Source organism: Streptomyces sp. SP17BM10, from assembly GCF_036322405.1.
Lineage (GTDB): Bacteria > Actinomycetota > Actinomycetes > Streptomycetales > Streptomycetaceae > Kitasatospora.
The window spans coordinates 353,329-378,470 of the sequence record NZ_JAQYXB010000623.1; the positions used below are offsets into that span (position 1 = coordinate 353,329).

Sequence of the window (25,142 nt, forward strand, 5' to 3'; positions counted from 1 at the left end):
CCCCGGACAGGTCTCGCCCGGAGCCTACCCGGCGGACGGTCCGTCAGCCGGACGCGGAGGTGAACTCCTTGCCGAGGCAGATGCTCTGCGGGTGCTCGCGGTAGATCCCGAACTTCTCTATCGCCTCGTACCCCTCGGAGTGGTACAGCGCGACGGCCTCGGGCTGCTCGGTGCCGGTCTCCAGGACGAAGCGGCTGCGGCCCGCCTCGGCGGCGGTCTGCTCCAGGCGGCGCAGCACGCCCCTGGCGAGGCCGCGTCCGCGCGCGCCCGGCACGACGAACATCCGCTTCAGCTCGGCGTCGCCGTCGCGCAGCCCGTGCGGGCCGGCCTGCTTGGCCCGCCACCCGCCGCAGGCGACCGGCCGACCGTCCAGGTACGCGATCAGGAACAGTCCGGCCGGCGCCTCGAAGTCGTCCGGGTGCAGCACGGTCTCGTCCGGGTCGCCGTAACGGCGGACGTACTCCTGCTGCACCTCGGCCGACAGGGCCTGGGCGTCGGGGTGGCCGTAGCCGGTGACGCGGTACTCGACGGTGCCGGTGTCCTTGGTCGCGCTGCTTTCCATGGTTGAAAAGCCTACGACCTCGGGGCGGGTCCTTCGGTCCAGGCGTCGCGGCACCCGGCCTGACCCGAAAGGCGCGCCCCTGGTCAGCGGCCCTCGAACCGGGCGAGGAGCTCGGTCCTGCCGAACATGGCGGCGGCGTCGACGGCGGACGGGAAGCCGGCCTTCGGGTCGGCGCCGGCGGCCAGCAGGGCGTCGACGACGTCCACCGCACCCTTGAAGACGGCTCCGGCGAGCGGGGTCTGGCCCTTGTCGTTGGCGCGGTCGGGGTCGGCGCCGCGCTCGACCAGGGCGGCGACCGTGCCGGCGTGGGCGTGGTAGGCGGCGAGCATGAGCAGCGTGTCGCCGCTGCCGTTGGTGAGGTTCGCGGAGACGCCCGCGTCGACGGCGGCGGTCAGGACGGCGGTGTCCCCGGCCCGGGCGGCGTCGAAGAGCTTGCCGGCGAGCGCGATCACCTCGGCGTCGGGAGCGTCGGCGGGCTGCGGGCTGGCGGCGTCGGTCATGGCGGGCGGCCTCTCATGGTCGGTTCGGTCGGTTCGCGGTCCGGTTCGTGCTCAGTGGCGGTGCCGGCTGCGCGTACCCGCACCGTAGTCGCCGGGCGGACGACCGGGCCAGCACGCGTCCGGATGGCGGATGCGGGCCCGGCCGGACACGACACGCCGACGGATCGGTCGCGCGGCCGTTCGAGCGAACTTCCGGCACCCCCCGGAAACCTCCCGCCCACCCGCCGGGAATGCCTCGCCGCACCGCAACAGAGCGCCGCACGGCCCCGACCGGGGCCGGTTCGCATACCTCCGTCCGGGCCCCACGGCGGTATTGAACGGTGAAACCACCCATTTGCACCGTTCCATCATCTATTACTTTTTGTCACGATTAGGGCACTTTCCGTGACACCGTCCCTGTCCCCCTCCCCGAGGAGCAGAACGTGATCCTCTCGATTTCCGGCATCGTCCTGTTCGGCACCATCGCCTTCCTGTTCTTCCGCCGGGACGGACTAAAGGTCTCCCACGCGATCGTCTGCGCGCTCTTCGGCTTCTACGTCGCCGGCTCCTCGATCGCGCCGAGCATCACCGCGGGCGGCGCGAGCCTCGCCAGCCTGCTCGGCGGCCTCAGGTTCTAGCGCCGCCACTCCCCCGTACGGGCCCGGGCGCGGATCCCACCGCCCCGGGCCCCGTCGTACCGCGAGCCACGAGCCACCGTCCGCTTCACCCCCCACCCGTCCCGACCGCCCGGGGAGTCAAGGAATGTCGCTCCACCGCCACCTCGGCAAGGGCCGTGAGATCGCCCGGACCGCCGGGGACCACGCCTCCGACATGTTCGCCCCGCTCACCGTCATCGGCCGCGGCCTGCGCCACCACGCCGGCTGGGCCAAGGGCCGCTGGCAGGCCACCCCCAAGGAGCGCCGCGGCCCGACGCTGTTCCTGTCCGCCGCGATGCTCGTCGGCATCTACCTGCTGCCGCACGGCCTGCTGTTCGCCCTGATCGCGCTGATGGCCAGCGCCGCGTGGGCCGGACGGGCCCCCAAGGCGCCGCCGGCCCCGCCCGCGCCCGACGTCGCCGACGTCAAGCTCTCGGCGCTCTACTCCGCGCTGACGCCGTACCTCTGCGGCCCCGAGGACGCCAACCCGCTGTACCACTTCGCGGGTGACTACAAGAGCGCCTTCGGCTCCTGGGAGTTCGACGCCGAGGGCCGGCTCTCCCGCCTGGAGCTCACCTATCCGGCGTACTTCACCGACACCGAGCCGGCCGCCCGGGCGCGGATCGAGCAGGTCGTCCAGGGCAAGGCCGGGCGGGCCCGCGAGTACCGCTTCGACTGGGACGAGGAGTCCAACAAGCTGCTGATCTCCGCGATGAGCCCGCTGCCCACCGACATCGTCGCGCAGCGCTTCGTCGCCGCCCCCGGCGAGATCGTGCTCGGATTCACCGACGGGGACGGCACCGCCCGCACCATCCCGGTCGGCCAGGGCGGCGCCGTGACCCAGCAGCCGCCGGTGATCTGGCGCTCCGGGCCGCGCTCGGGCGAACCCCACCTGCTCGCGCTCGGCGTCGCCGGGTACGGCACCTCCAGCCTGGTCCGCTCGATCGCGCTCCAGGCCCTCCCGTACGCCGACCTCGTGGTGATCGACGGCGCCGGCACCGGCGAGCACGCGTGCCTGGTCAACCGGCCCGGCGTGCACACCGTCGAGACCAGCCTGCACGGCGCGCTCGCCGCCCTGGAGTGGGCCGCCCAGGAGACCGACCGGCGGCTCGCCGCCCTCAACGCCGCCCGGCACGCCGGCAGCGCCCCGCCGGAGGACGTCACCCGGCCGCTGTGGCTGCTGCTCGACCACCCCACCGAGCTCAGCGAGCTCGCCCACGCCGAGGGTCGCACCGACCCGCAGGACCTGCTGGAGCTCCCGCTGCGGCACGGCCGCGCCGCCCGCGTCACCGTCGTGATCGCCGACGACGTCGAGGCCAGGGACCGGCTCACCGCCACCGTCCGGACCACCACCAGGGCCCGCGTCCTGCTCGGCCCGGCCGGCCCCGAGGAGGGCCACGCCGCGCTCGGCGCCCCGCTCGACATCGTGCCCGCCGCGCACGCCCCGATCGGCCGCGGCTACGCCCGCATCGGCAACGGCACCCCGGTGCGGCTCCAGGTGCCCGCCACCGTCGACCCGCTGGACGACGAGGCCCCGGCCGCCCTGCGGGACGCGGTGATCGCCCTGCTGCCGCATCGCGACACCCGCACCGAGGCCGCCGCCGCGCCGCCGCGCCCCGAGCAGCCGCCGCTGCTCCGCCCCGCGGATCCGGCGCCCGGCACCCGGCCGGTCGACCTCGGCAAGGGCGAACCGATGATCCGTTCCCGTCCGATCTCCTGACCGCAAGGAACCGGGGGCGCCGACGGCCGCCGAATCCCGTCCCGGTACGCTCGTGACAGAAAGGCCGCACGATCACCAGATGTGAAATAGGTGACACCTGGGGTGATACCACTGGCTAGATGTGACAAATCGGGCGCCGGTGGGTACAAACAGGGGCGGCACGACAGACGACGCATGTCCCGGGACGGGAATCTTCGTCGGAAGCCGAGCGTTGACCGAACGACGAAGAACAGCGACCACTAGTCCTGTGGGCCATAAGCCCGGGAGGCACGATTCATGAGCGAGCGAGCTCTCCGCGGCACGCGACTCGGGGCCACTAGCTACGAGACCGACCGTGGTATCGATCTGGCTCCCCGCCAGACCGTCGAGTACGCATGTCAGAACGGACACCGATTCGAGGTTCCTTTCTCGGTCGAGGCGGAGATCCCCCAGACCTGGGAATGCCGCTTCTGTGGCCAGGAGGCAACGCTTCTCGACGGCGACGAGCCGGAGGAGAAGAAGACCAAGCCGACGCGCACCCATTGGGACATGCTGATGGAGCGCCGGACGCGCGAGGAGCTGGAGGAGGTGCTGGCCGAGCGGCTGGCGGTGCTCCGCTCTGGTGGGATGAACCTCGCGGTGCACCCGCGGGACACCCGCAAGAGCGCCTGACCCTCTCTCCCGCCGCGGCGGGAGGACGCGAAAAGGGACCCTGGGATCCAGGGTCCCTTTCGCGTGCCCGGGTGCGTGGGTGCGCGAGTGTCCCCGGTCGGCGTGTCCGGGTCCGTGCACCCGGGTCGGCGAGAACGGCCGCAGGCCGGGCCCGCGTACGGGCCCGGCCTGCGCGGTGTCGGGGTGACGGTCAGCCGGCGATCGGCGGGCGGTAGGTGGTGTCCGGGCCCTGCGGGCCGTGCGGACCGGCCTCCGGCTCCACCACCTCGCCCTGGATGACCTTGCCGTCCGGGCGGTGGATGCGCATCTGCTCCTGCAGCCGCATCGCGTCCGCGAACGCGTCGGCGCCCACGGCGGAGGTGCTGTGCAACGCCTTGTCCGCCAGGCGCCGGCCGGCCGCGCGCCACAGGGCGCGCGTCGGCGGGAACAGCAGCGTCAGCGCGACGAGGTCCGACAGGAAGCCGGGGAGGATCAGCAGCAGGCCGGCCAGGACGGTCATGCTGGTGCCGGTCTGGGGCTGCTGCGACTTCGGGTCCTTGCTCTGCTCGATCGCCGCGGACAGCGCCTTCAGCCCGGCCCGCTTGATCAGCGAGCCGCCGATCACGGCGCCGGCGATCAGCAGCAGGAGGACGGTGAGGCCGCCCAGCCACGAGCCGACCTGGACCAGCAGCCAGATCTCCAGCACCAGCCAGGCGGTGATCAGCAGCGGCAGCACCCGGCGGAGCCTTCCGCGCGGGCGGGTGGGGGTAGCTTGCTGGGTCACGGTACGGATCCACTCCATGCGGTGCTCTGCGCGCCGCACGGGAGGTCCGGGCCGGCTACGGCACCACCTGGTCCAACGATTCCGTCGCGGCCGGTGTTCCGGCGGAGCGGCGCCGGCGCACCCCGACCAGCAGGCCCGCGCCGCAGGCCAGCAGGCCGCCGACGGCGAGCACCCACTCCGGCGCCGGGCCGATCCGGTCGGCGACCGTGGTGCCGTCCCGCAGCGGGACGGTGGCCGACAGCTCGGCCGGCGTCAGCTCCCGGGTGCGCTGTTCCACCGTGCCGTCCGGCGCGATCACCGCGCTGATGCCGCTGGTGGCGGCGATCAGCACGGCCCGGCCGTGCTCGACCGCGCGCAGCCGGGACATCGCGAGCTGCTGCTCGGGCTGGCCGGTCTCGGCGTAGGTGGCGTTGTTGGTCTGCACGACCAGGACGCGGGCGCCGCTGTCGACGGTGTCGCGGACGATCTCGTCGTAGGCGACCTCGAAGCAGATCACGTCGCCGATCCGGGCCGGGCCCAGCTGCATGACGCCGTTGTGGTCGCCGGGCCAGAAGTCGCGGGCGACCCGCTGCAGGCGGGTGATCACCTTCATCAGCTGGGCGCGGAAGGGCACGTACTCGCCGAACGGGACGGGGTGCTGCTTGGTGTAGGAGGCGCCGGGGCCGGTCTTCGGGTCCCAGACGATGCCCTCGTTCTGGACGTGCTGCTCGTCCGGGCCGTCCACCAGGGTGCCGACCAGGGTGGGCACGCCGACGGCCTTCACGGCCCCGTCGATGCGCTCGTAGGCGAGCGGGTCGGTGAAGGGGTCGAGGTCGGAGGAGTTCTCCGGCCAGATCACGACGTCGGGGCGCTGGACCTTGCCGGCCTTGATGTCGGCGGCCAGCCGCTCGGTCGCCGAGGCGTGGTTGTTGAGGACCATCATCGGGCGGCCGAGGAAGTCCATGCCGGGGTTGGGCACGTTGCCCTGGACGATCGCGACCTTCACGGTGTCGTCGGCCTTGGTCGGCACCAGGACGAGGTAGCCGGCCAGCAGCGCGGCCACGGCGCCGAGTCCGGCCAGGGCGGCCGCGCGCGGGGCGCGGCGCGGGCCGCGCAGGCGCAGCGCCGCCCAGGCCAGCAGGGCGCCGCAGAGGGCGACCGCGAAGGTCACCAGCGGGGCGCCGGCGATCGCGGCCAGCGGGGTGTACGGGGTGGCCGTGTTGGCGAAGGCCAGTCGGCCCCAGGGGAAGCCGCCGAGCGGCAGCCGGTCGCGTGCCCACTCCTGGGTGACCCACAGGCAGGCGGCCCACAGCGGCCAGGCGGGCAGCCGGGAGGTGAGGGCGAGGCCGGCGCCGAGCAACAGCATGAACAGCGCCTCGACGACCGACAGGCCGACCGTCGCGTCCCAGCCGACCACGCGCAGCCAGCTGAGCAGCATCAGGAAGAACGGGAAGCCGAACGCGAAGCCGGTCCAGGCCGCCTGGCGGACCGTGCGGCCCCGGGTGAGCAGCGAGAGCGCCGCGACGCCCAGCAGCGAGAGCGGCCACAGGTCGTACGGCGGGAAGGCGAGCGCCAGCAGCAGGCCGGCCAGGGCGGCGAGGCCGGTCCGGGGCAGACCGGCGCGGACCTTGGCGAGGGCCCTGGCGAACCGGCCGGGCCGTGCTTCGGGGGCCGGCGGCTCGGGTGCGGCAGCGGACCGCTCCTGGGTGACGGACATGGTCACCGGCGCACCATCTCTCTGGCTTGTCGTTCGGACGCTGTCCGAAGAAGGTACCCCGGAACGGACGGTGACCGGGAGGCGAGGTGGAGCTGTGCGGCGGGTGTCCGGAACGGGCGGCTCCGCGCGGGTGCGGAGGGTGGCCGCGCGGGGCGCCGGGGTGCTGCTCGCCCGGGGCGGGCCGGGCGAGCAGCGAGGGGGAGTTACTCGGCGGCCCGGTGGACCGTGCGGCCCCGCACGACGGTGCGCAGGCAGGTCGGCAGGGGGTGGCCGGGGGTGAGGTCCGGCAGGCCGGGGGTGCCGGAGCGCGGGTCGGTGGACCAGCCGGCGACGCGGGAGTCCGGGGCCTGGACGACCAGGTCGCCGGCGGCCCAGATCGCGTAGCTGGCGACGGCGCCCGGGACGAGGACGCCGTCCTGGTCGCGGCCGATCGCGCGCCAGCCGCCGCGGGTGTGGGCGGTGAAGGCGGCGCGGACGGAGATGCGGTGCTCCAGCGTCCGGTGGAACGCCGCGGCACGGACGGTCCCCCACGGGTCGAGCGGGGTCACCGGGGCGTCGGAGCCGAACGCGAGCGGGACGCCGGCGCGCAGCAGGGCGGCGAACGGGTTGAGGGCGGCGGCCCGTTCGGCGCCGAGGCGCTGGACGTACATGCCCTCCGGGCCGCCCCACGCGGCGTCGAAGGCGGGCTGGACGGAGGCGGTGAGGCCGAGTTCGGCGAAGGCCGCGACGGACTTGTCGTCCAGGGCCTCGGCGTGCTCGACGCGGTGGCGCAGGGCCTTGACGCGCTCGGCGCCGACCCGCTCGCCGGCTGCCCGGACGCCGTCGAGCACCGCGGCCACGGCGGCGTCGCCGATGGCGTGGAAGCCGGCCTGGAGCCCGGCCTCGGTGCACGCGGCGACGTGGTCGGCGACCTGGTCGGCGGTCAGGTAGGCGGTGCCGGTGTGGTCGGCGTCGGCGTAGGCGGCGTGCAGGCAGGCGGTGTGCGAGCCGAGTGCGCCGTCGACGAAGAGATCGCCGCCGGCGCCGACCGCGCCGAGCCGACGGGCCGTCTCGATGCCACCCAACTCTCCCCAGTAACCGAAGACTTCGGGGCCCTCGCCCTCGGCGGCCAGGGCCAGCAGGGCGGCCAGGTCGGCCTCGGAGGAGATCTCCGGGCCGGCGCACTCGTGCAGGGCGCCGATGCCGAGTTCGGCGGCGCGGGCGAGGGTCGCGCGCTGGGCGCGGCGGCGCTGCTCGGGGGTCAGGTGGGCGAGCGCGGTCCGCCGGACGGCGTGGTGGGCGTCCTTGGTCAGCGGGCCCTGTGCGCAGTGGCCCGGCCGGTCGGCGAGGCCCTCGGTGAGGGTGCGCAGCGCGGTGGTGGCGAGGGCGGAGTGGACGTCGGTGCGGGAGAGGTAGACGGCGGCGCCCCGTGCGGCGGCGTCGAGTTCGGCGAGCGTGGGCGGGCGGCCCTCGGGCCAGCGGGTCTCGTCCCAGCCGTGGCCGATGAGCACGCCGCCGGCCGTCCCCTGGGCGTCGACGAAGGCGGTGAGGGACGCCAGCGCGGCGGCGAGGGACGGGCTGCCGGTGAGGTCGAGTCCGGTGAGCGCCAGTCCGGTCGAGGTGGCGTGCACGTGGGCGTCGACGAACGCCGGGGTGACCAGGGCGCCGTCGAGCTCGACGATCTCGTCGGCCACTCCCGCGTACGCCTCGGCGGCGCCGTCACTGCCGACCCAGGCGACGTGTTCGCCCTCCACGAGCATCGCGGTGGCGAAGGGGTCGGCGGGGCTGTAGACGGCGCCGCCGCGCAGCAGGACGGTCCGGGAGGTGCGTTCGGTCATGCGCCCAAGTCTGCACCCCACGGACCCGTGCTCAGATCTTCGGGGGTCGCGCCTCGTAGGGGGTGGACAGCACGACGGTGGTGCGGGTCGAGACGCCGGCGGCACTGCGGATGCGGGCGAGCAGGTCCTCCAGGTCGCCGGGGGCGCCGACGCGGACCTTGAGGATGTAGTTCTCGTCTCCGGCGACGCTGTGGCAGGCCTCGATCTCGGGCAGGCCGGCCAGGCGTTCGGGGGTGTCGTCGGGTGCGCTGGGGTCGAAGGGCTTGACCGAGATGAACGCGGTCAGCGCCAGGTCGACGGCGTCGGGGTCGATGATCGCGGTGTAGCCGCGGATCACCCCGCGCTGTTCGAGGCGGCGCACGCGCTGGTGCACCGCCGAGGTGGACAGGCCGGTGGCCTTGCCCAGGTCCGTGTAGCTCATCCGGCCGTCCTCTAGGAGCAGCTGGACGATGCGTTGGTCGAGATCCTCCACAGTGCGCAAACCTACCCGCTCGGGGGCGCGCGGGGCGCCCGGATGGGCGCACGCGGTGTCACCGGGGGCGGGGTGGGGTGCCAGGCGGGCACATGCCGGGCGAATGTGGCCAAGGACACACCCGGTGCATCACGGTGCGCCGGACCGCAGGATTATGTATCCGCGCGGGAGGGAAGTGCTGGTTGTGGCCCCGGGCGACCACGCCGGGCCCGATCCGAGGGGGATCCTCATGCCTGCTACCGACCAGCGTGCCCCGGGCTCCGACGAGACCGACGAAACGGCCGACCGCGACGACATCGCGGTCGGGAACCTCCCCACGCCGAGCACCGACCCGGGCGACGGCGAGTCCTGGGAGATCTTCCGGGTCCACTGCCCCGAGTGCCGGCGCCCGATCGCCCTCGTCGCGGACGAGGAGCGGCTGCCGCTGCACGCCCTGCTGCCGACCGCGTGGAACCCCTTCGCCCCCGCGATCTGCCCGGGCTCGGGCGCCCCGACCGACGACCTCGCCGAGGTGGAGGCCTCGGACGACGACGGGCCGGCCGGCTTCGAGGCCCTGTTCAAGCTGCCCAGCGGCCTGGACTGGCGCACCCAGCCCTTCTCGCACGCGGTGGCGCACCGCCCGGTGCGCGTCGCCGCCGTCACGCCGGCCGTCCCCGAGCAGCGGCGCCGGCTGATCCGCCGCTGACGCAGGCGAGTTGACGGGGCGTCGAACTCGGCCCGACGGGAAGGCGAAACCTCCGGCCGTCGCTCCGCACCCTGGAGCGACGGCCGGAGGCCGTACCGGGACCCGGGGGCCGGGTCAGCCCCGGGTGAGGTGGCGGCCGATCACGAGCCGCTGGATCTGGTTGGTGCCCTCGACGATCTGCAGCACCTTCGCCTCGCGCATGTACCGCTCGGCCGGGAAGTCCTGCGTGTAGCCGTAGCCGCCGAGCACCTGGACGGCGTCCGTCGTCACCCGCATCACGGTGTCGGTGCAGAACAGCTTGGCCATCGCCGCCTCCTTGGAGAACGGACGGCCCGCGTCGCGCAGCCGCGCGGCGGACAGGTACAGCGCCCGGCCGGCCTCGATCTGGGTGGCCATGTCGGCGAGCATGAACGACAGGCCCTGGAACTCGGCGATCGGACGGCCGAACTGGCGGCGGGTGCCGGCGTACTCCACCGCGAGGTCGAGCGCGGCCTGGGCGACGCCGATCGCGCACGCGGCGATGCCGAGGCGGCCGGAGTCGAGGGCGGCGAGGGCGATCTGGAAGCCCTGTCCCTCCTCGCCGACCAGCCGCTCGCGCGGGACGCGGGCGCCGTCGAAGTGCACCTGCGCCGTCGGCGATGAGCGCATGCCCATCTTGTGCTCCGGCGCGGCGAACGACAGGCCGGGCTGGTCGCCGGGGACGAGCAGGCAGCTGATGCCCTTCGGGCCGTCCACGCCGGTGCGCACCAGGGCGCTGTAGAAGTCCGCCTTCCCGCCGTGGGTGATCCACGCCTTGGTGCCGTTGACCACGTACTCGTCGCCGTCCAGCTCGGCGCGGGTGCGGAGCGCGGCGGCGTCGGAGCCGGACTGCGGCTCGGAGAGGCAGTAGGCGCCGAGCTGCTCGCCGGAGAGCATGCCGGGCAGCCAGGCGGCGCGCTGCTCCTCGGTGCCGAAGGTGGCGAGCGCGTGGCAGGAGAGCGTGTGCACGCTCACGCCGAGGCCGACGGCCAGCCAGCCGGCCGACAGCTCCTCCAGGACCTGGAGGTAGACCTCGTAGGGCTGCTCGCCGCCGCCGTACTTCTCGTCGTAGGGCAGGGAGAGCAGCCCGGCCTCGCCGAGCGTGCGGAAGGCGTCGCGCGGGAAGGCGTCGGCGGCCTCGTCCTCCGCCGCGCGCGGCTTGAGCTCGCGCTGGACCAGCTCCCGGGTGAGGCTCAGCAGCTCACGGGCCTCCTCGGTGGGCAGCTGGCGGTCCACGGGCTTCGCAGGGGAGGTGGTCATGGCGGCGGTCGCCTCCTCGATCGGGCGCCGGGGGGCCTGGTTCGGCAGGTCCGGCGCGGTTGTGGCAGGTCTGCCCGACCGGCACCGGGTTGCGGTGAACGGCCGTTCACAGGCGTGGCGAAGTGAGTATGCCCGAAAGCCGCGCCGCCGTCACGACCTGCACATATGAACTGTCCGGAGTGGCCGGGTACGGCACCGTAGGGTTGCCGATGTGGCTGCTTCCGATACCCCGAACCCGTGCGATGGCCTGATCACGCCGTCCGGCCCCGTCGTCGTCGGCGGCCCCTCCCCCGCCGACCCCTCCCCCGCCGACCTCGCCGACCTCGCCGCCGAGCTGCGCGCTCTTGCGCCGTCCTGCGGGCCGGTGCGACTGGTCGCCGTGGACGGGCACGCGGGCTCGGGCAAGACCACGTTCGCGGGGCGGCTGGCGGGGGCGCTGGGCGGGGCCCCGGTGGTCCACCTCGACGACCTCGCCACCCACGCCGAGCCGTTCGGCTGGGTCGGGCGGCTGCGCGAGCAGGTGCTGGAGCCGCTGGCAGCGGGCCGGGACGCCGCGTACGGGGTGTACGACTGGACGCTGCGGCGCTTCGCCGGCACGGCGGCGGTGCCGGTGGCGCCGGTGGTGCTGGTGGAGGGCGTCGGGGCCGGGCGGCGGGAGGTGCGGCCGTGGCTGGCGCGGATCGTCTGGATGGACCTGGACGCCGCCACCGCCCGGCGGCGCGGCGAGGAACGGGACGGGCCGGAACTGGCCGAATTCTGGGTGGGCTGGGCACGCGCCGAATCGGCGCATTTCGCCGCCGACCCGAGCCGGCCGCACGCCGGCACCCGCGTCGACGGAGTGACCGGACGGATCTCGCCGGGCACCGTGGGTGAACCTTCAACAAGCTCTTGACCTGCGCAGTCACCGCGTCCTAAGTTCTCCCCAGACGCCGGAACGAAAGCCTCCGGCCCCCGTGGACCCGGCATCCCCGGCTTGTTCCCCCGTGAGCCGGGGGTGCCGTCCGCGCCCGTCGCGAAATGCGCTCCCCCACCGCCCGACGTGCCCAACAACCGCGCGCGCGATCGCATTTGAACCGGTGCGGCACCCTTCCGGATCAGCGCGGCCCCGGTACGATTTGCACCAGGCGCATCTGCGCCCCAGGGGCTTGCGAGCACCGGCCGCTCCGCGCACGCGGCCTGCGGGCCGAGCCCCGGGCCACACCGCGGGGGGCGTGAGTGACGACGGTGGACAGTTCCGACAGCAACGCGGGCAGCCCGGACCGGCTCGCCGACCGGGCCTGGCTGCGCGCCATGGACGCCTACACGGCGGGCGCGTACGCGCGCGCCGAGGAGGAGTTCCGCGCGGCCGTCCGGCTCGACCCGGGCATGGCCGACGCGTGGCTCGGCCTGCACGCCCTGCGCAGCGAGACCCCGGCCGCCCTGCTCGCGATGTACCGCCACCAGAAGCGCTTCGGCGAGCAGCGCCGGATCCACCGGCGGCCGCTCAGTTCCTGGTACTGGCTGGGCTGGTGGGTGCAGCCGGTGCTGGAGGACGCCCGCGACCTCGCGCTCGCGCACGCCTCGCACTGGCTGGACGGCAGACACCTGGCCGAGCTCGACCGCGCGCTGGAGCAGTGCCCGGCGCCCGGCGAGGACCCGTCCGCCCAGTTCCTGTACGCCTGCCGCTCCTACCTGCTGAAGGACTGGGAGCAGCTGATCCGCGACACCGACCGGCTGCTCGACGACCCGATGCTCGGCATCGAGGCGGGACTCTTCGCCGGCATGGCACGGGTCCGGCTGGACATGTGCGCGCAGGCGCAGGCTCCGCTGGCCGCGTCGCTGGCCCGCTGCCGCTCCGAGCAGCCGCAGCGCAAGGAGCTGCGCTACTGGCTGGGTCGGGCGTACGAGGGGGCCGGGCGCAGCGCGGCGGCGCTGCCGCTGTACCGGGCGGTGCACCGGGCCGATCCGGCGTTCATGGACACCGCGGCCCGCCTGGCCGCGATCTCGGCGGAGGACGCGCTCGCGGACGGGCTGCTGGAGGGCGGGCTCCCGGGCGGGGTGGAGGAGGCGTACGACGTCCCGCCGGACGAGCTGGCGCCGGAGGGCTTCCTGCCCGGCGTGCAGTCGCCGGGGGCGTTCGCACCGGACGAGCTCTCTCCCAACGGGCTTCCCTCGAACAGGCTTTCGCCGAACCGTCTCGCTCCGAACAGCCCCTCCTCCAACGGCCTTTCTCCGGACGGCCCTTCTCCCGACGGCCTCTCTCCCGAGGACCTCGAGTACCAGGACGCCTACGGCCAGGAGTCCGGCTACCCGGGCGGCGGCGGGTACGCCGAGGAGGCGCCGGCGGACACCCCGCCGCAGGCCACCGGCGAGCGCTCGGGGTCGGCCGGGCCCACGGGACCGGCCGCGCCCACCGGGCCCGTCACGCCCGTCGTGCCGCTGCCGCTCCGCGGCGAGGCGCTGCCCCGGATCGCGCCGTCCGCCGACCGCCGGCAGACCGGCGGCGAGCACCAGTTGGACGCCGCCCTGGCCGAACTCGCCATGATGGTGGGCCTGGAGCCGGTCAAGCGCCAAGTGCGGGCGTTGTCCGCGCAGTTGCGGATGGCCGGGCTCCGCGCCGAACAGGGACTGCCGGTCCAGCCGCCCAAGCGTCACTTCGTCTTCTCCGGCCCCTCGGGCACCGGCAAGACCACCGTCGCCCGGATCCTCGGGCGGGTCTTCCACGCGCTCGGCCTGCTCTCCGGCGACCACCTGGTCGAGGCGCAACGGGCCGACCTGGTCGGCGAGTTCCTCGGCCAGACCGCCGTCAAGGCGAACGAGCTGATCGACTCCGCGCTGGACGGCGTGCTCTTCATCGACGAGGCGTACAGCCTCTCCAACTCCGGCTACACCAAGGGCGACGCCTACGGCGACGAGGCGCTCCAGGTGCTCCTCAAGCGCGCCGAGGACAACCGCGACCGGCTGGTGGTGATCCTGGCCGGCTACCCCGAGGGCATGAACCGGCTGCTCGCCACCAACCCCGGCCTCAACTCCCGCTTCACCACCCGGGTCGACTTCCCCAGCTACCGCCCCGGCGAGCTGACCGCGATCGGCGCGGCGCTGGCCGGCCGGGACGGCGACGGCTGGGACGAGGACGCGGCCGAGGAGCTGGCCAGCATCTGCACCCACGTGGTGCGCGAGGGCTGGATCGACGAACTGGGCAACGGCCGGTTCATCCGCACCCTGTACGAGAAGTCCTGCGCCTACCGGGACCTGCGGCTCTCGCTGCTGCGCGAACCGCCGGGCCGGGAGGACCTGGCCACGCTACGGCTGCCGGACCTCGTCCAGGCGTACGGGGAGCTGATCGACGGCCGGGGCTGAGGCTCGGTTCCCGCTGCTCCCGAGGCTCTTGAGCAGTTCGGCCTCGCGCTCCGCGGCCAGCCACGCGAAGGGCCGGTCCGCGCGCTGCGGCGCTCTGCCGCCGATCGACTCCAGCCACGCCCAGGTGTCCCGGACGGTCTCGGCGACCGGGCGGCAGCGCAGGCCGTCGGCCACCGCACGGTCGACGTTCGCGTCGTGCAGGTAGTCGTGCAGTTCGCCCGGCGGCACCCAGATCGGCAGTTCCGTCCACGGCTCGACGCCGGCCGCGACGATCCGCTCCGGGTCCGTCCAGCGCAGGTCGGCGTCCGAGCCGGTGGCGCGGACGCACTCCTCCAGGACCGCACCGATGGTCGCGTGCCCGGGCGGGCTCACCACGTTGTACGGGCCGCCCAGGCGCGCCGCGGTGGCGTCCAGCATCCAGGCGGCGAGGTCGCGGGCGTCGATGAACTGGAGCGGCAGCTCGCGCGGGCCGGGGGCCAGCACCGGCCCGCCCCGGGCGATCCGGTCGAGCCAGTACGGCAGCCGGCCGATGTTCTCGTACGGACCGAGGACCAGCCCGGCGCGGGCGTACACCGCGCTCCCGCCGAACTCCTCCTCCAGGGCGAGCTCGGCGCCGCGCTTGGCCTCCGCGTACGGCACCTCGCCCGTGGCGTCCGGCGCGGCCCCGACCACCGCGGCGGACTCGTCGGCGGCGGCCGGCTTCGGGTAGTCGTACACCGAGCAGCTGGACACGTACACGTAGTGCCCGACGCGGTCCTTGAGCAGCCGGGCGCAGGCCCGCACCGCCGCCGGGGCCCAGGACCAGGTGTCCACCACCGCGTCCCACTCCCCCGCCGCCAGGGCGTCGAGCCCGCCCTCGGCGGTGCGGTCGCCCCGCAGCACCGTCACGCCCTCGGGCGCGGGCTGCGTGCCGCGGTTGAGGGCCGTCACCTCCCAGCCCCGGGCCACCGCCTCCTCGGCGACGGCGCGTCCGACGAACTTCGTTCCACCCAGCAGGAGAAGCCTCATGCCGACCACCCTGTCCTACGGGTGGCCGGCACGGGAACCGCTGCCTGCTGTCGGCAGAATCGCCGAGAGCGGAAACGACGGTGCGGAGAGTGCCGTCGTCGTCGGCGGCAGCGGCAGCGGCGACGCCGGCGGCGAAACGTTACGCCACGGAGCGGTGGTCCGGATCGTGCATCTCGCCGACCAGCTCCTCCAGCACGTCCTCCAGCATGACCACGCCGAGCGTGCGCCCGTCCTGGTCGAGGACGGCCGCCAGGTGGCAGGCGGCCCGGCGCATCGCGCCGAGCGCGTCGTCCAGCGGGAGGCCGCCGCGCAGCACCGTGATCGGCCGCCACAGGCGGGCCGGGACGGGCAGCGACGGGTCCTCCACGTCGAGGATGTCCTTGAGGTGCAGGTAGCCCAGGTAGCCCTGGCCGGCCGGGTCCCCGTCGGTGACCGGGAAGCGCGAGAAACCGGTGCGCAGCGCCAGTTCCTCGACCTCCGCGGCGGTCACCTTGGTGTCCACCGTGACCAGTTGCTCGGGCTCGAGCAGGACGTCGGTGACCGGCCGGTGGCCCATCTCCAATGCGTCCTCCAGGCGTTCCTGGCGGTCCTCGTCGAGCAGACCCGCGTCCCGGGAGTCGACCAGCAGGTACATCAGCTGCTCGGTGGTGAACACCGACGCGACCTCGTCCTTGGGCTCCACCCGGAACAGCTTCAGCACGCCGTTGGCGAAGGCGTTCAGGAAAGCGATCACCGGGGCGAGCCAGCGGGCCAGGCGGTCCAGCGGCGGGCCGAGCCACAGCGCGGCCTTCTCCGGGCCGGCGAGGGCGATGTTCTTCGGCACCATCTCGCCCATCACCATGTGCAGGAAGACCACGACGGCCAGCGAGATCCCGTACGACAGCGGGTGCATCAGGCCGGACGGGATCCCGATCGCGTGGAACGGGCCCTCCAGCAGGCTCGCGATCGTCGGCTCGGCGAGCGCGCCGAGGCCCAGCGAGCAGACGGTGATGCCCAGTTGGGCGGCGGCGAGCATCGCGGAGACGTTCGACAGCGCGTGCAGCACGGTGCGGGCGCGCTTGTGGCCCGCCTCGGCGAGCGGCTCGATCTGGCTGCGGCGCACCGAGATCACCGCGAACTCCGCGCCGACGAAGAACGCGTTGCCGAGCAGGAGCAGGAGGGCGACGGCCAGTTGGAGCGCGGTCATCGGGTCCCGTCCTCCTCGTCGGCGAACTCCGGGTGCGCGGTGGTGCGCTCCACCCGGACCCTGCTGGTGCGGTGCCGGTCGACCGCCTCCACGGTCAGCAGCCAGCCCGGCAGGTGGGCCTGCTCGCCCGGCTGGGGCAGCTTGCCGAGCAGGTCCGCGACCAGACCGGCCAACGTCTCGTACGGGCCGTCCGGGGCGTGCAGGCCGATGGCCCCCAGCTGGTCGGTCCGGGCCCGGCCGTCGGCCTCCCAGACCGGCCGGCCCTCGACCGGCGGCAGCGGGACCAGCTCGGGGGTGTCGGCCGGGTCGTGCTCGTCCTGAACCTCGCCGACGATCTCCTCGACGATGTCCTCGACCGTGACGACGCCGGCGGTGCCGCCGTACTCGTCGACCACGATCGCCATCGGCTGGAGCCGGCGAAGCCGGTCGAGCAGGCGCTCGGCGGGCAGCGTCTCGGGCACCAGGAGCGGCGGCGAGGCCAGCTCCGCGACCCTGGTCTGACCGCGGTGCACGGCCGGGACGGCGAGCGCGTCCTTGAGCGTCACGATGCCGGTGACCTCGTCCAGGCTGTCGGCGTAGACCGGGAATCGGGACAGGCCGGTCGCCCGGGTGAGGTTGACCACGTCGGAGGCGGTCGCGTCGCGCTGCAGCGCGGCGACGTCCACGCGCGGCGTCATCACCGACTCCGCGGTGAGGTCGCCGAGGCCGAGGGTGCGCACGAACAGCGTCGCCGACTCCTCGTCTATCGCACCGGCCCTGGCGGAGTGCCGGGCCAGCGAGACCAGTTCGGCGGGGGTGCGGGCGTGCCCCAGCTCCTCCTGCGGCTCGATGCCCAGGGCGCGGACCGTACGGTCGGCGGCCCCGTTGAGGAAGCTGATCAGCGGACGGCACGCGCGCGAGAACAGCATGTGCGGCGCGACCACCGCGCGGGCCACCCGGAGCGGGCGGGAGATGGCCCAGTTCTTCGGGACCAGCTCGCCGATCACCATCTGCAGGACGGTGGCCATCACCATGCCGAGGACCACGGCGGTGCCGTGGGCGGCGGCGTCGGGCAGGCCGACGGCGTCGAAGACCGGGCTCAGCAGGGTCGACAGCGCCGGCTCGGCGAGCATGCCGACCACCAGCGACGTGACCGTGATGCCCAGCTGGGCGCCGGAGAGTTCGAAGGAGAGGTGGCGCAGGGCCCGCGCGACCCGGCGGGACTTCGCGTCGCCCGCCTCGGCGGCCCGCTCCACCGCCCCGCGCTCGACGGTCACGAAGGCGAACTCGGCGGCCACGAAGAGGCCGTTGGCGAGGATGAGCAGGACGGCCGCGAACAACAGCAGCCAGGCGGTGATCACAGTGCCGCCTGCCTTCCGGGGGCCGGAAGTGGGGCGGCACGGGTACTACCGGACGGATCGTCCATCGAGGGGGAGTGTCACTCCTCAGGTCGTTTCGGCTCGGGTCGGCTCGGGTCGACTCGGGTCGGAGGGGGTCGGCTCGGGTCGTCCCGGGCGGAGCGGCAACTTTGCCCCGCTTTTACCAGCGTAGACCATAGCCGTTTCGGCCGTAGGAGGAGCGTTCGGCCCGCTCAGGCCGCATGGGCGTGGTGCTCGACGAGGTCGCGCAACGCGCGGGCGTTGGCGATCGCCTGGGCCTTGCCGACGCCGGACTGGATGCCGACGGCGGCCAGCGAGGTCCCGTCGGACAGGTCGAGCGTGGCCCACGGGTCGCCCTGGCGGAAGTTGACCCGCACGATCTCGGCCCAGGCCAGCCGGCGGCGGCGCACGAAGTTGACCACCGTCACGCCCTCCGCGTCCGCCGTCACCCTGGGGCGCGCCAGCATCAGGCCGACGCCCGCGAACGCGACGCCGCTGCACAGCATCATGATCCGGTCGTTGAGCTGCCAGCTCTCCGGGAGCACGAGCGCCATCCCGGCGAACAGCACCACCAGCAGCGCGCAGACCGGCAGCAGCACGGCACGGGTGCGGCGCGGGGCCCAGGTGACGGGGTACTCGACGGGCGTGGACACGTGGGTCTCCGGTGGGGTGGTTCGGTGGCGGACGTGCTGTGGTGCGGGCGTGCTGTCGTGCGGACGTGCTCTTGTGGCGGACAGCGCGATGGGGTGGGAACGCCGGTCGGCGTCCCCACCCCATCCAACCCTTGCTTACCTGCGCGGCGGACCGCAGGCCCGCGGGACGCGCGAGGTCAGAGGCGGCAGGCGTGGATGTTGGTGACCAGGATCGCCCGGGCGCCGATGCCCCACAGGTCGTCCATGATCCGCTGGGCCTCCTTGCGGAGCACCATCGCGCGCACGGCCACCCAGCCCTCGGTGTGCAGCGGCGAGACGGTCGGCGACTCCAGACCCGGGGTGAGGCCCACGGCGGCGCTGACGTTCTCCGCGCGGATGTCGTAGTCCATCAGCACGTAGCGACGGGCCACCAGCACGCCCTGGAGGCGGCGCAGGAACTGCTCCACCGCCGGGTCCTCGCCGGCGCCCTTGGGTCGGATCACGACGGCGTCGGAGATCAGGATCGGCTCGCCGAACACCTCCAGGCCCGCGTTGCGCAGGCTGGTGCCGGTCTCCACGACGTCGGCGATCACGTCGGCGACGCCCAGCTGCACCGCGGTCTCCACCGCACCGTCCAGCTTGGTGACCGTCGCCTTCACACCGTGGTCGGCGAGGTGCTGCTCGACCAGGCCGGTGTAGGAGGTCGCGATGCGCAGGCCCTCCAGGCCCTTCACGTCCTCGACCGGGACGCCCAGGGGACGCGCGAAGCGGAAGGTCGACCCCGCGAAGCCGAGCGCGAGCACCTCCTCGGCGTTGGAGTGCGAGTCCAGCAGCAGGTCGCGGCCGGTGATGCCGATGTCCAGGCGGCCCGAGCCGACGTAGACGGCGATGTCGCGCGGGCGGAGGAAGAAGAACTCGACCTCGTTGTTCGGGTCGACGAGAACGAGCTCCTTGGGGTCCTTCCGCTGGCGGTACCCGGCCTCATGGAGCATCTCCGCCGCGGGACCCGAGAGAGAACCCTTGTTGGGGACGGCGATGCGCAGCATGGGAGGTCGGTTCCTTACCTGTTGGGAGGGGTGCTGATCGGAGCGGTTCAGAGGTACTTGTAGACGTCTTCGAGCGTCAGGCCACGGGCGATCATCATCACCTGAAGGTGGTAGAGGAGTTGGGAGATCTCCTCGGCCGTCTGCTCGTGCGACTGGAACTCGGCGGCCATCCAGACCTCGGCGGCCTCCTCGACGACCTTCTTGCCGATCGCATGGACGCCCTGCTGGACGAGCTGCGCGGTGCGGGAGGACGAGGGGTCGCCGGTGGCGGCCTTCTGCTGGAGCTCGGCGAAGAGCTCCTCGAATGTCTTCGAAGCCATGATGGGACTCACCTTACGGCGTGCGGGCGGACCGGCGGTAAACGGTCCCGGACCGTGGACAGTCCATCGGACGTCCACGGTCCGGGACCGTGCGCGTGTGGTGGTGCGCTCGGTGACGCGTGGCGGGGTCGTGCCGGCGCGCCGCTCAGGCGAGGCGGGCCACGTGCTCAGCCGAGGTCGCGCAGCGTCACCGCGGTGGCGACGGCGGCCGTGACGGCCTCGTGGCCCTTGTCCTCGGCGGAGCCGGGCAGGCCCGCGCGGTCGAGCGCCTGCTCCTCGTTGTCGCAGGTCAGCACGCCGAAGCCGACCGGGACGCCGGTGTCCACGCTGACCTGGGTGAGGCCGGCGGTGGCCGCCTGGCAGACGTAGTCGAAGTGCGGGGTGCCGCCGCGGATGACGACGCCGAGGGCGATCACGGCGTCGTAGCCGCGGTCGGCGAGGCGCTTGGCGGCCACCGGCAGCTCGAAGGTGCCGGGCACGCGCAGCACGGTCGCCTCCGTGACGCCCAGTTCCTTGAGCGCCCGGTGGGCACCGTCCAGGAGGCCGTTCATCACCTGGTCGTGCCACTGGGCGGCGACGACCGCGACCTTGAGGTCGGCGGCGCCGTCGATGGTCAGCTCGGGGGCTCCGTGGCCGCTCATGTTCGCTACTTCCTGTTCCGGTGCGTGGTGTGCGTCGTACGGGTGGGTGTGGTGCGTGGGGGTCGGTCAGGAGCCGAGGCCGGGCAGGTCGTGGCCCATCCGGTCGCGCTTGGTACGCAGGTAGCGCAGGTTGTGCTCGCCCGGCGTGACCTCGATCGGTTCACGCCCCTTGACCTTGAGGCCGTGCTCGGTGAGCGCGATGAGCTTCTCGGGGTTGTTGGTGAGCAGCGTCAGCGAGCGCACGCCGAGGTCGACGAGCATCTGCGCGCCGATGCTGTAGTCGCGGGCGTCGGCCGGCAGACCGAGGTCGAGGTTGGCGTCGACGGTGTCCCGGCCCTGCTCCTGGAGCTCGTAGGCGCGCAGCTTGTGGGCCAACCCGATCCCCCGTCCCTCGTGGCCGCGCAGGTAGAGGACGACGCCGCGGCCGGCCTCGGCGACCCGCCGCAGCGAGGCCTCCAGCTGCGGGCCGCAGTCGCAGCGCAGCGAGCCGAGGACGTCGCCGGTGAGGCACTCGGAGTGGACGCGCACCAGCACGTCCTCGCCCTCCGGCAGCCGCCCGTCCGCGCCGAGTCCGCCGGCGACCAGGGCGATGTGCTCGACGCCGTCGATGTTTCCCTTGTAGCCGACGGCGGTGAACTCGCCGTGGACGGTGGGCAGGGCGGTGGTCGCGGCGCGGTCGACGTGCAGCTCGGTGCGGCGGCGGTAGGCGATCAGGTCCTCGATGGAGATGATCGCGAGGCCGTGCTCGCGGGCGAAGGCGACCAGTTCGGGCAGCCGGGCCATGGTGCCGTCGTCGTTGACCACCTCGGCGATCGCGCCGGCCGGCGCCAGCCCGGCGAGCCGGGCCAGGTCCACGGCGGCCTCGGTGTGGCCGGGGCGGACCAGCACGCCGCCCTCGACCGCGCGCAGCGGGAAGACGTGGCCGGGGCGGGTGAGGTCGCCGGGCTCGGTGCCGGCCGAGGACAGCAGGCGGACGGTGCGGGCGCGGTCGGCGGCGGAGATGCCGGTGTCGACCCCCTCGCGGGCGTCCACCGAGACGGTGTACGCGGTGCCCTTGCGGTCCTCGTTGACCTGCGTCATCGGCGGCAGCTTGAGCCGGTCGAGCTCGTCGCCGGTCATCGGGGCGCAGATCACGCCGGAGCTGTAGCGGATGGTGAAGGCCATCAGCTCGGGCGTCGCGGCGCAGGCGGCGAAGACGATGTCGCCCTCGTTCTCCCGGTCCTCGTCGTCGACAACGATCACGGCGCGGCCGAGGGCGATGTCGGCGATCGCCCGCTCGACCGGGTCGAGGACGAACTCGTCGGCGTCACCGTCGTGCTGATGTGTCGTCATGCTGCTGTGGAGGCTCATGCGGTGGCTCCCTGCGGGACGGTGGCGGACTGGGGGCGCTGCTCACGGGTGCTCAGCCACCACGCGCGCAGGCCGAGCAGCACCAGGACGAAGTAGATCGAGTAGGTGAGGCCGGAGAAGGTGTAGCCGCTGTTGAAGGCGAGCGGGACGCCGACCACGTCGACGGCGATCCAGGCGAACCAGAACTCCAGCCAGCCGCGCGCCTGGGCGACCATCGCCGCCAGCGTGCCGACGAAGATGTAGGCGTCCGACCAGGGGCTCCAGGAGAGCGTCGGGTAGGCCTTGAACAGCAGCCCCAGTGCGAGCGTCCCGGCGGCGGTGCCGGCCACCAGGGCCGCGCGCTCGGGCCAGGTGGCGAAGCGCACGGCGATCGTCCCGGTGTCCCGGCGGCCGCGCTGCCACTGGGCCCAGCCCCAGGCGGCGGTGACGATGACGATCAGCTGCTTGCCGATCAGGCCCGGGACGTGGCCGCCCAGGTAGGCGGCGATCAGCACGGCGCCGGAGAGCAGCTGGACCGGCCAGCTCCACACCGAGCGGCGCCAGCCGAGCGCGAGTCCGGTCAGGCCGAACACGTTGCCGATCATGTCGGCCCACTTCACGTGCTCGCCCAGGACGGTGAAGGCTTCGGTGCTCAGCCAGCTCACTTGGATTCCCCCGTGGTTTCGGTCGCGGTGTCGGGGCCGTTCAGGCCCGGCAGGTTCGGGACGTTCGGCAGGTTCGGCAGGGTGCGGGATTCGAGCAGCCGCTCCACGTACTTGGCGAGCACGTCCACCTCCAGGTTGACGCTCGCGCCGACGGCCTTCGCGCCGAGCGTGGTCAGCGCGAGGGTGGCCGGGATCAGGCTGACGGTGAAGCTGTCGCGGGCCGCCTCGACCACCGTGAGGCTCACGCCGTCGACGGTGATCGATCCCTTCTCCACCAGGTAGCGGGAGATGCTCTCCGGGAGGCTGAACCGCAGGACCTCCCAACGGAGTTCACCGGCCGCGTCGCGCTCGCCGGGCTCGCGGGACAGCAGCCTGCCGGTCGCGTCGACGTGTCCCTGGACGAGGTGGCCGCCGAGCCGGTCGCCGAGCGCCATCGCGCGCTCCAGGTTGACCGGCGAGCCCGGCGCGAGCTCGCCCAGGCTGGAGCGGTGCAGCGTCTCCGCCATCACGTCGGCGCTGAACTCGCCGGTTCCGGCCGCCAGTTGCTCGGGGGCGTCGACCACCGTCAGGCACACGCCGTTGACCGCGATGGAGTCGCCGTGACGCGCACCGGAACAGACCACCGGGCCGCGCAGGCGGATCCGCGAGGAGTCGCCGATCTCCTCGATCGACACGACCTCGCCGAGCTCTTCGATGATGCCGGTGAACACCCGGGTTCTCCTCGCGCTTGGGGCGCGGACTCCGGGGCGGCAGGGGGAGATGACGCGGACGGGCACCGGTGCACAGGGCCGTTGGCACATCCGTCTCCGGGGTGCCGCGGCAGCCGGGAGATCGCTCGCCCGGCACGGAAGCGCGTGCGCTCCCGCCGTCCACCTTCCCGCGGACCACCGGGGGGCCACGGGTCCTGCTCTTCGTCCGCCCGCGCACGCCTCCCATCCGGACTTTAACCGTCGGTCCAGGAATTTCACCTGGTCAACCGGCCGCTGGTTGCGGACGGGTCGCGGACTGTAACCGCCGGTTCGGATTTTCACCGACCCCGGAGTGCGCTGAACGTCACTGCTGTTGCGGTCATTGTGCCACGGCTCGCGCAGGGCCAGGGAGAGGCTTTCGCTGTGGGCTGTTTCACGCGGGGGCGGGGAATGCGCGGCGCGCTCGCGGTGGAGTGGGTCGACGTCCGGGGGGCGGGGCCCTGTTGGTGGTCGGCGGGTCGGGGGCGCAGTCTGGTGATGGTGGGGGTTCACGGAAGGTGAGGAAGCTCCGGGGTCCGGAGCTGCGGAGGCGAGCACGATGAAGTTCATGGACGTCCATCACGGGATGACCGGGATCACCGGCGACCAGCTCAAGGCCGCTCACGACGCCGACCTGGCGGCCCAGGGCGACGAGGGCGTGCGGTTCGAGCAGGCGTGGGCCGACCCCGAGTCGGGCACGGTCTACTGCCTCTCCGACGCGCCGTCCAAGGAGGCCGTGCAGCGCGTCCACACGCGCACGGGCCACCCGGCGGACGAGATCCACCCGGTGCCGCTGACCATCTGACCGTCTGAGGCCGGACTCCGGGGCGCGTCGGGCCTCGCGGCTCGGCGGGCTTCAGGCGTCGGGCCTCAGCCGGCGGGCTTCACGACGGGCTTCAGGCGGCGGGCCTCAGAGTGTGGCGGGTGCGGTGATCGGCATGAAGTGGGTGACCACGGGCGGGTGCGCGAGGTAGCTCAGCTCCCCCTCGGACCAGACCGGCCGGATCCGCCACATCGGCCCGGCGTACCCGCGCAGGGCCTCCTCGTCGCGCCACCGGCTGACCACGAGCACCTGGTGCCCGTCCTCGGTCACCGAGCGCAGCAGCTCGCCGCCCAGACAGCCGTCGGTGCTGCCGAGCTGCGGGATCACCTTCGTCGTGAGCAGCGCGCAGAATTCCTCGATGCGCCCCGCCATGACCTGACCGGCCCAGATCCTGACGATCACGACCACCACCTCCCGTGGAAGTCCCTGGCCCCATTATCGGCGGAATCGGCGAAAAAGCGCTGGTGAGCAGGGGTGGGGGCGGTTCCCTTCCGGCAGGTGCCTTGACCTGCTCGGCTAGATTCGCCGGTATGACCAGCACATCGGAAACCCCGCTTCCGTCCACCGCTCCGTCAATCGCCGTGCAGGACGGGCCGCACGGCCTCTTCGCCGCGCTCGACGCCGGTGCCCTGCGCACCCCCGAGCAGCTGCGCGAGGTCTACGAGCAGCCCGGCGAGCGGGCGCGCCAGAAGCAGGTGGACCGGCTGCACCAGGTCGCGCGGCAGCTGATCGCCTGCTCGTCGATGGTCTTCGTGGCCAGCTCCGACGCCGAGGGTCGCTGCGACGTCTCGCCCCGCGGCGGGCCGGCCGGGCTCGTCTCGGTGCTCGACGAGTACACGCTGGCCATACCGGACGCCACCGGCAACAAGCGCCTGGACACCCTGAACAACATCCTGGAGAACGGCCGGGTCGGACTGCTCTTCGTCGTCCCCGGGCGGGACACCACCCTGCGCGTCAACGGGCGGGCCTGCGTGTCCACCGATCCGGAGCTGCTGCGGCAGCTCACGGCCGTCGGCAAGCCGCCACGCAGCGCGATCGTCGTGGGCGTCGAGGAGGTGTACGCGCACTGTCCGAAGTCCTTCCTGCGCGGCTCGGCGTGGAAGCCGGAGCGGTGGCTCGCCAAGGACGCGCAGCCGAGCTCGGCCGCGGTCACGCTCTCGCACCTGCGGGACGACGCGCTGACCATCGAGATGATCGAGCAGGACGAGCGGGACGCGCTGCTGTACCGGTACGAGTAGCGGCCCCCGCGACCCGACGGCAGCCGCCCGCACCCGTTCGCGCGGTGGAG

At 73.5% G+C, this 25,142-nt stretch carries 26 protein-coding genes and 1 riboswitch; of the genes, 8 read left to right on the forward strand and 18 right to left on the reverse strand.

Annotation, left to right across the window (positions count from 1 at the left end; genetic code table 11):
• Positions 1-43 precede the first annotated feature (43 nt).
• Both PUR71_RS26065 and PUR71_RS26070 read right to left on the reverse strand, forming a co-directional pair.
• Positions 44-562, reverse strand: coding sequence for a GNAT family N-acetyltransferase (locus tag PUR71_RS26065; protein ID WP_329929547.1), 519 nt, complete (start codon positions 560-562; stop codon positions 44-46).
• Between the two features lie 83 nt (positions 563-645).
• Entirely contained in the window at positions 646-1,062 is a 417-nt protein-coding gene (locus tag PUR71_RS26070; protein ID WP_329929548.1) for an ankyrin repeat domain-containing protein, read from the reverse strand.
• Positions 1,063-1,484: 422 nt separating this feature from the next.
• Between PUR71_RS26070 and PUR71_RS26075 the strand changes: the two genes are divergently transcribed.
• The 3 genes from PUR71_RS26075 (at position 1,485) to PUR71_RS26085 (ending at position 4,068) form a co-directional block, all read left to right on the forward strand.
• Positions 1,485-1,679, forward strand: a complete 195-nt coding sequence (locus PUR71_RS26075) for a hypothetical protein (protein ID WP_188305060.1) — start codon at positions 1,485-1,487, stop codon at positions 1,677-1,679.
• 124 nt (positions 1,680-1,803) lie between these two features.
• Positions 1,804-3,417: a hypothetical protein gene (locus PUR71_RS26080; RefSeq protein WP_329929549.1), complete on the forward strand. Its 1,614-nt coding sequence runs from the start codon at positions 1,804-1,806 to the stop codon at positions 3,415-3,417.
• Between the two features lie 276 nt (positions 3,418-3,693).
• Positions 3,694-4,068 carry an RNA polymerase-binding protein RbpA gene (locus tag PUR71_RS26085; RefSeq protein ID WP_329929550.1) on the forward strand — a complete coding sequence of 125 codons (375 nt, stop codon included), beginning with the start codon at positions 3,694-3,696 and terminating at the stop codon, positions 4,066-4,068.
• 190 nt (positions 4,069-4,258) lie between these two features.
• Here the strand turns inward: PUR71_RS26085 and fxsA are convergent, their stop codons facing one another.
• From fxsA to PUR71_RS26105, 4 genes are all read right to left on the reverse strand, one after another.
• Positions 4,259-4,831: an FxsA family membrane protein gene (fxsA, locus tag PUR71_RS26090; RefSeq protein WP_329929551.1), complete on the reverse strand. Its 573-nt coding sequence runs from the start codon at positions 4,829-4,831 to the stop codon at positions 4,259-4,261.
• A 55-nt stretch (positions 4,832-4,886) separates the two neighbouring features.
• The gene (gene lnt / locus PUR71_RS26095; RefSeq protein ID WP_329929667.1) at positions 4,887-6,527 is read right to left on the reverse strand and encodes an apolipoprotein N-acyltransferase; all 1,641 of its coding nucleotides are present in this window, start codon (positions 6,525-6,527) and stop codon (positions 4,887-4,889) included.
• A gap of 203 nt (positions 6,528-6,730) precedes the next feature.
• Positions 6,731-8,344, reverse strand: coding sequence for an amidohydrolase (locus tag PUR71_RS26100; protein ID WP_329929552.1), 1,614 nt, complete (start codon positions 8,342-8,344; stop codon positions 6,731-6,733).
• A 31-nt stretch (positions 8,345-8,375) separates the two neighbouring features.
• A complete protein-coding gene (locus PUR71_RS26105; protein WP_329929553.1) occupies positions 8,376-8,816 on the reverse strand; it encodes an Lrp/AsnC family transcriptional regulator in 441 nt (146 codons plus the stop codon).
• Positions 8,817-9,045: 229 nt separating this feature from the next.
• On the opposite strand from PUR71_RS26105, the gene PUR71_RS26110 reads away from it, so the two are divergent.
• A complete protein-coding gene (locus PUR71_RS26110; protein WP_329929554.1) occupies positions 9,046-9,501 on the forward strand; it encodes a hypothetical protein in 456 nt (151 codons plus the stop codon).
• 114 nt (positions 9,502-9,615) lie between these two features.
• Here PUR71_RS26110 and PUR71_RS26115 read toward each other — a convergent pair whose 3' ends face one another.
• Positions 9,616-10,779 carry an acyl-CoA dehydrogenase family protein gene (locus PUR71_RS26115; protein WP_329929555.1) on the reverse strand — a complete coding sequence of 388 codons (1,164 nt, stop codon included), beginning with the start codon at positions 10,777-10,779 and terminating at the stop codon, positions 9,616-9,618.
• Between the two features lie 250 nt (positions 10,780-11,029).
• Here PUR71_RS26115 and PUR71_RS26120 point away from each other — a divergent pair, with 250 nt between their 5' ends.
• Both PUR71_RS26120 and PUR71_RS26125 read left to right on the forward strand, forming a co-directional pair.
• Positions 11,030-11,671, forward strand: a complete 642-nt coding sequence (locus PUR71_RS26120) for a uridine kinase family protein (RefSeq protein WP_443077577.1) — start codon at positions 11,030-11,032, stop codon at positions 11,669-11,671.
• 398 nt (positions 11,672-12,069) lie between these two features.
• Entirely contained in the window at positions 12,070-14,118 is a 2,049-nt protein-coding gene (locus PUR71_RS26125) for an AAA family ATPase (protein ID WP_329929669.1), read from the forward strand.
• On the opposite strand, the gene PUR71_RS26130 is transcribed toward PUR71_RS26125, so the two are convergent.
• The 10 genes from PUR71_RS26130 to PUR71_RS26175 form a co-directional block, all read right to left on the reverse strand.
• Complete coding sequence (locus PUR71_RS26130) at positions 14,062-15,126, reverse strand: NAD-dependent epimerase/dehydratase family protein (protein ID WP_329929556.1); 1,065 nt, start codon at positions 15,124-15,126, stop codon at positions 14,062-14,064. The genes PUR71_RS26125 and PUR71_RS26130 overlap by 57 nt on opposite strands.
• A 139-nt stretch (positions 15,127-15,265) precedes the next feature.
• The gene (locus PUR71_RS26135) at positions 15,266-16,312 is read right to left on the reverse strand and encodes a hemolysin family protein (RefSeq protein WP_329929557.1); all 1,047 of its coding nucleotides are present in this window, start codon (positions 16,310-16,312) and stop codon (positions 15,266-15,268) included.
• Positions 16,309-17,652: a hemolysin family protein gene (locus PUR71_RS26140; protein WP_329929558.1), complete on the reverse strand. Its 1,344-nt coding sequence runs from the start codon at positions 17,650-17,652 to the stop codon at positions 16,309-16,311. The genes PUR71_RS26135 and PUR71_RS26140 overlap by 4 nt, the downstream gene beginning before the upstream one ends.
• Before the next feature lie 230 nt (positions 17,653-17,882).
• Positions 17,883-18,323, reverse strand: a complete 441-nt coding sequence (locus tag PUR71_RS26145) for a PH domain-containing protein (RefSeq protein WP_329929559.1) — start codon at positions 18,321-18,323, stop codon at positions 17,883-17,885.
• 176 nt (positions 18,324-18,499) lie between these two features.
• Positions 18,500-19,348 carry an ATP phosphoribosyltransferase gene (gene hisG / locus PUR71_RS26150; protein ID WP_329929560.1) on the reverse strand — a complete coding sequence of 283 codons (849 nt, stop codon included), beginning with the start codon at positions 19,346-19,348 and terminating at the stop codon, positions 18,500-18,502.
• A 47-nt stretch (positions 19,349-19,395) separates the two neighbouring features.
• Positions 19,396-19,668 (reverse strand): phosphoribosyl-ATP diphosphatase, encoded by a 273-nt coding sequence (locus PUR71_RS26155; protein WP_329929561.1) that lies wholly within the window; start codon positions 19,666-19,668, stop codon positions 19,396-19,398.
• 167 nt (positions 19,669-19,835) lie between these two features.
• The gene (gene ribH, locus PUR71_RS26160; protein WP_329929562.1) at positions 19,836-20,309 is read right to left on the reverse strand and encodes a 6,7-dimethyl-8-ribityllumazine synthase; all 474 of its coding nucleotides are present in this window, start codon (positions 20,307-20,309) and stop codon (positions 19,836-19,838) included.
• Between the two features lie 66 nt (positions 20,310-20,375).
• Entirely contained in the window at positions 20,376-21,659 is a 1,284-nt protein-coding gene (locus tag PUR71_RS26165; RefSeq protein WP_329929563.1) for a bifunctional 3,4-dihydroxy-2-butanone-4-phosphate synthase/GTP cyclohydrolase II, read from the reverse strand.
• The gene (locus tag PUR71_RS26170; protein ID WP_329929670.1) at positions 21,656-22,243 is read right to left on the reverse strand and encodes a nicotinamide mononucleotide transporter family protein; all 588 of its coding nucleotides are present in this window, start codon (positions 22,241-22,243) and stop codon (positions 21,656-21,658) included. Before PUR71_RS26170 ends, PUR71_RS26165 begins: the two co-directional genes overlap by 4 nt.
• A 56-nt stretch (positions 22,244-22,299) precedes the next feature.
• On the reverse strand, positions 22,300-23,013 hold the full coding sequence (locus tag PUR71_RS26175; RefSeq protein ID WP_329929564.1) for a riboflavin synthase: 714 nt from the start codon (positions 23,011-23,013) through the stop codon (positions 22,300-22,302).
• 210 nt (positions 23,014-23,223) lie between these two features.
• Positions 23,224-23,351, reverse strand: a riboswitch (FMN riboswitch).
• 239 nt (positions 23,352-23,590) lie between these two features.
• Between PUR71_RS26175 and PUR71_RS26180 the strand changes: the two genes are divergently transcribed.
• Positions 23,591-23,836 carry an SCO4226 family nickel-binding protein gene (locus PUR71_RS26180; protein WP_329929565.1) on the forward strand — a complete coding sequence of 82 codons (246 nt, stop codon included), beginning with the start codon at positions 23,591-23,593 and terminating at the stop codon, positions 23,834-23,836.
• A gap of 105 nt (positions 23,837-23,941) precedes the next feature.
• Here PUR71_RS26180 and PUR71_RS26185 read toward each other — a convergent pair whose 3' ends face one another.
• Positions 23,942-24,256, reverse strand: coding sequence for an antibiotic biosynthesis monooxygenase family protein (locus tag PUR71_RS26185; protein ID WP_329929566.1), 315 nt, complete (start codon positions 24,254-24,256; stop codon positions 23,942-23,944).
• Positions 24,257-24,384: 128 nt separating this feature from the next.
• Here PUR71_RS26185 and PUR71_RS26190 point away from each other — a divergent pair, with 128 nt between their 5' ends.
• Entirely contained in the window at positions 24,385-25,092 is a 708-nt protein-coding gene (locus PUR71_RS26190; protein ID WP_329929567.1) for an MSMEG_1061 family FMN-dependent PPOX-type flavoprotein, read from the forward strand.
• The last annotated feature ends 50 nt before the right edge of the window (positions 25,093-25,142 follow it).

Bases quoted from the DNA above. Each gene is read 5' to 3' on its own strand.
- PUR71_RS26135 (WP_329929557.1), bottom strand. From the start codon at position 16,312: ATGACCGCGCTCCAACTGGCCGTCGCCCTCCTGCTCCTGCTCGGCAAC.
- hisG (WP_329929560.1), bottom strand. From the start codon at position 19,348: ATGCTGCGCATCGCCGTCCCCAACAAGGGTTCTCTCTCGGGTCCCGCG.
- lnt (WP_329929667.1), bottom strand. From the start codon at position 6,527: ATGTCCGTCACCCAGGAGCGGTCCGCTGCCGCACCCGAGCCGCCGGCC.
- PUR71_RS26180 (WP_329929565.1), top strand. From the start codon at position 23,591: ATGAAGTTCATGGACGTCCATCACGGGATGACCGGGATCACCGGCGAC.
- PUR71_RS26110 (WP_329929554.1), top strand. From the start codon at position 9,046: ATGCCTGCTACCGACCAGCGTGCCCCGGGCTCCGACGAGACCGACGAA.
- ribH (WP_329929562.1), bottom strand. From the start codon at position 20,309: ATGAGCGGCCACGGAGCCCCCGAGCTGACCATCGACGGCGCCGCCGAC.
- PUR71_RS26080 (WP_329929549.1), top strand. From the start codon at position 1,804: ATGTCGCTCCACCGCCACCTCGGCAAGGGCCGTGAGATCGCCCGGACC.
- PUR71_RS26065 (WP_329929547.1), bottom strand. From the start codon at position 562: ATGGAAAGCAGCGCGACCAAGGACACCGGCACCGTCGAGTACCGCGTC.
- PUR71_RS26100 (WP_329929552.1), bottom strand. From the start codon at position 8,344: ATGACCGAACGCACCTCCCGGACCGTCCTGCTGCGCGGCGGCGCCGTC.
- PUR71_RS26115 (WP_329929555.1), bottom strand. From the start codon at position 10,779: ATGACCACCTCCCCTGCGAAGCCCGTGGACCGCCAGCTGCCCACCGAG.
- PUR71_RS26165 (WP_329929563.1), bottom strand. From the start codon at position 21,659: ATGAGCCTCCACAGCAGCATGACGACACATCAGCACGACGGTGACGCC.
- PUR71_RS26125 (WP_329929669.1), top strand. From the start codon at position 12,070: ATGGACGCCTACACGGCGGGCGCGTACGCGCGCGCCGAGGAGGAGTTC.
- PUR71_RS26170 (WP_329929670.1), bottom strand. From the start codon at position 22,243: ATGATCGGCAACGTGTTCGGCCTGACCGGACTCGCGCTCGGCTGGCGC.
- PUR71_RS26070 (WP_329929548.1), bottom strand. From the start codon at position 1,062: ATGACCGACGCCGCCAGCCCGCAGCCCGCCGACGCTCCCGACGCCGAG.
- PUR71_RS26190 (WP_329929567.1), top strand. From the start codon at position 24,385: ATGACCAGCACATCGGAAACCCCGCTTCCGTCCACCGCTCCGTCAATC.
- PUR71_RS26130 (WP_329929556.1), bottom strand. From the start codon at position 15,126: ATGAGGCTTCTCCTGCTGGGTGGAACGAAGTTCGTCGGACGCGCCGTC.
- PUR71_RS26155 (WP_329929561.1), bottom strand. From the start codon at position 19,668: ATGGCTTCGAAGACATTCGAGGAGCTCTTCGCCGAGCTCCAGCAGAAG.
- PUR71_RS26085 (WP_329929550.1), top strand. From the start codon at position 3,694: ATGAGCGAGCGAGCTCTCCGCGGCACGCGACTCGGGGCCACTAGCTAC.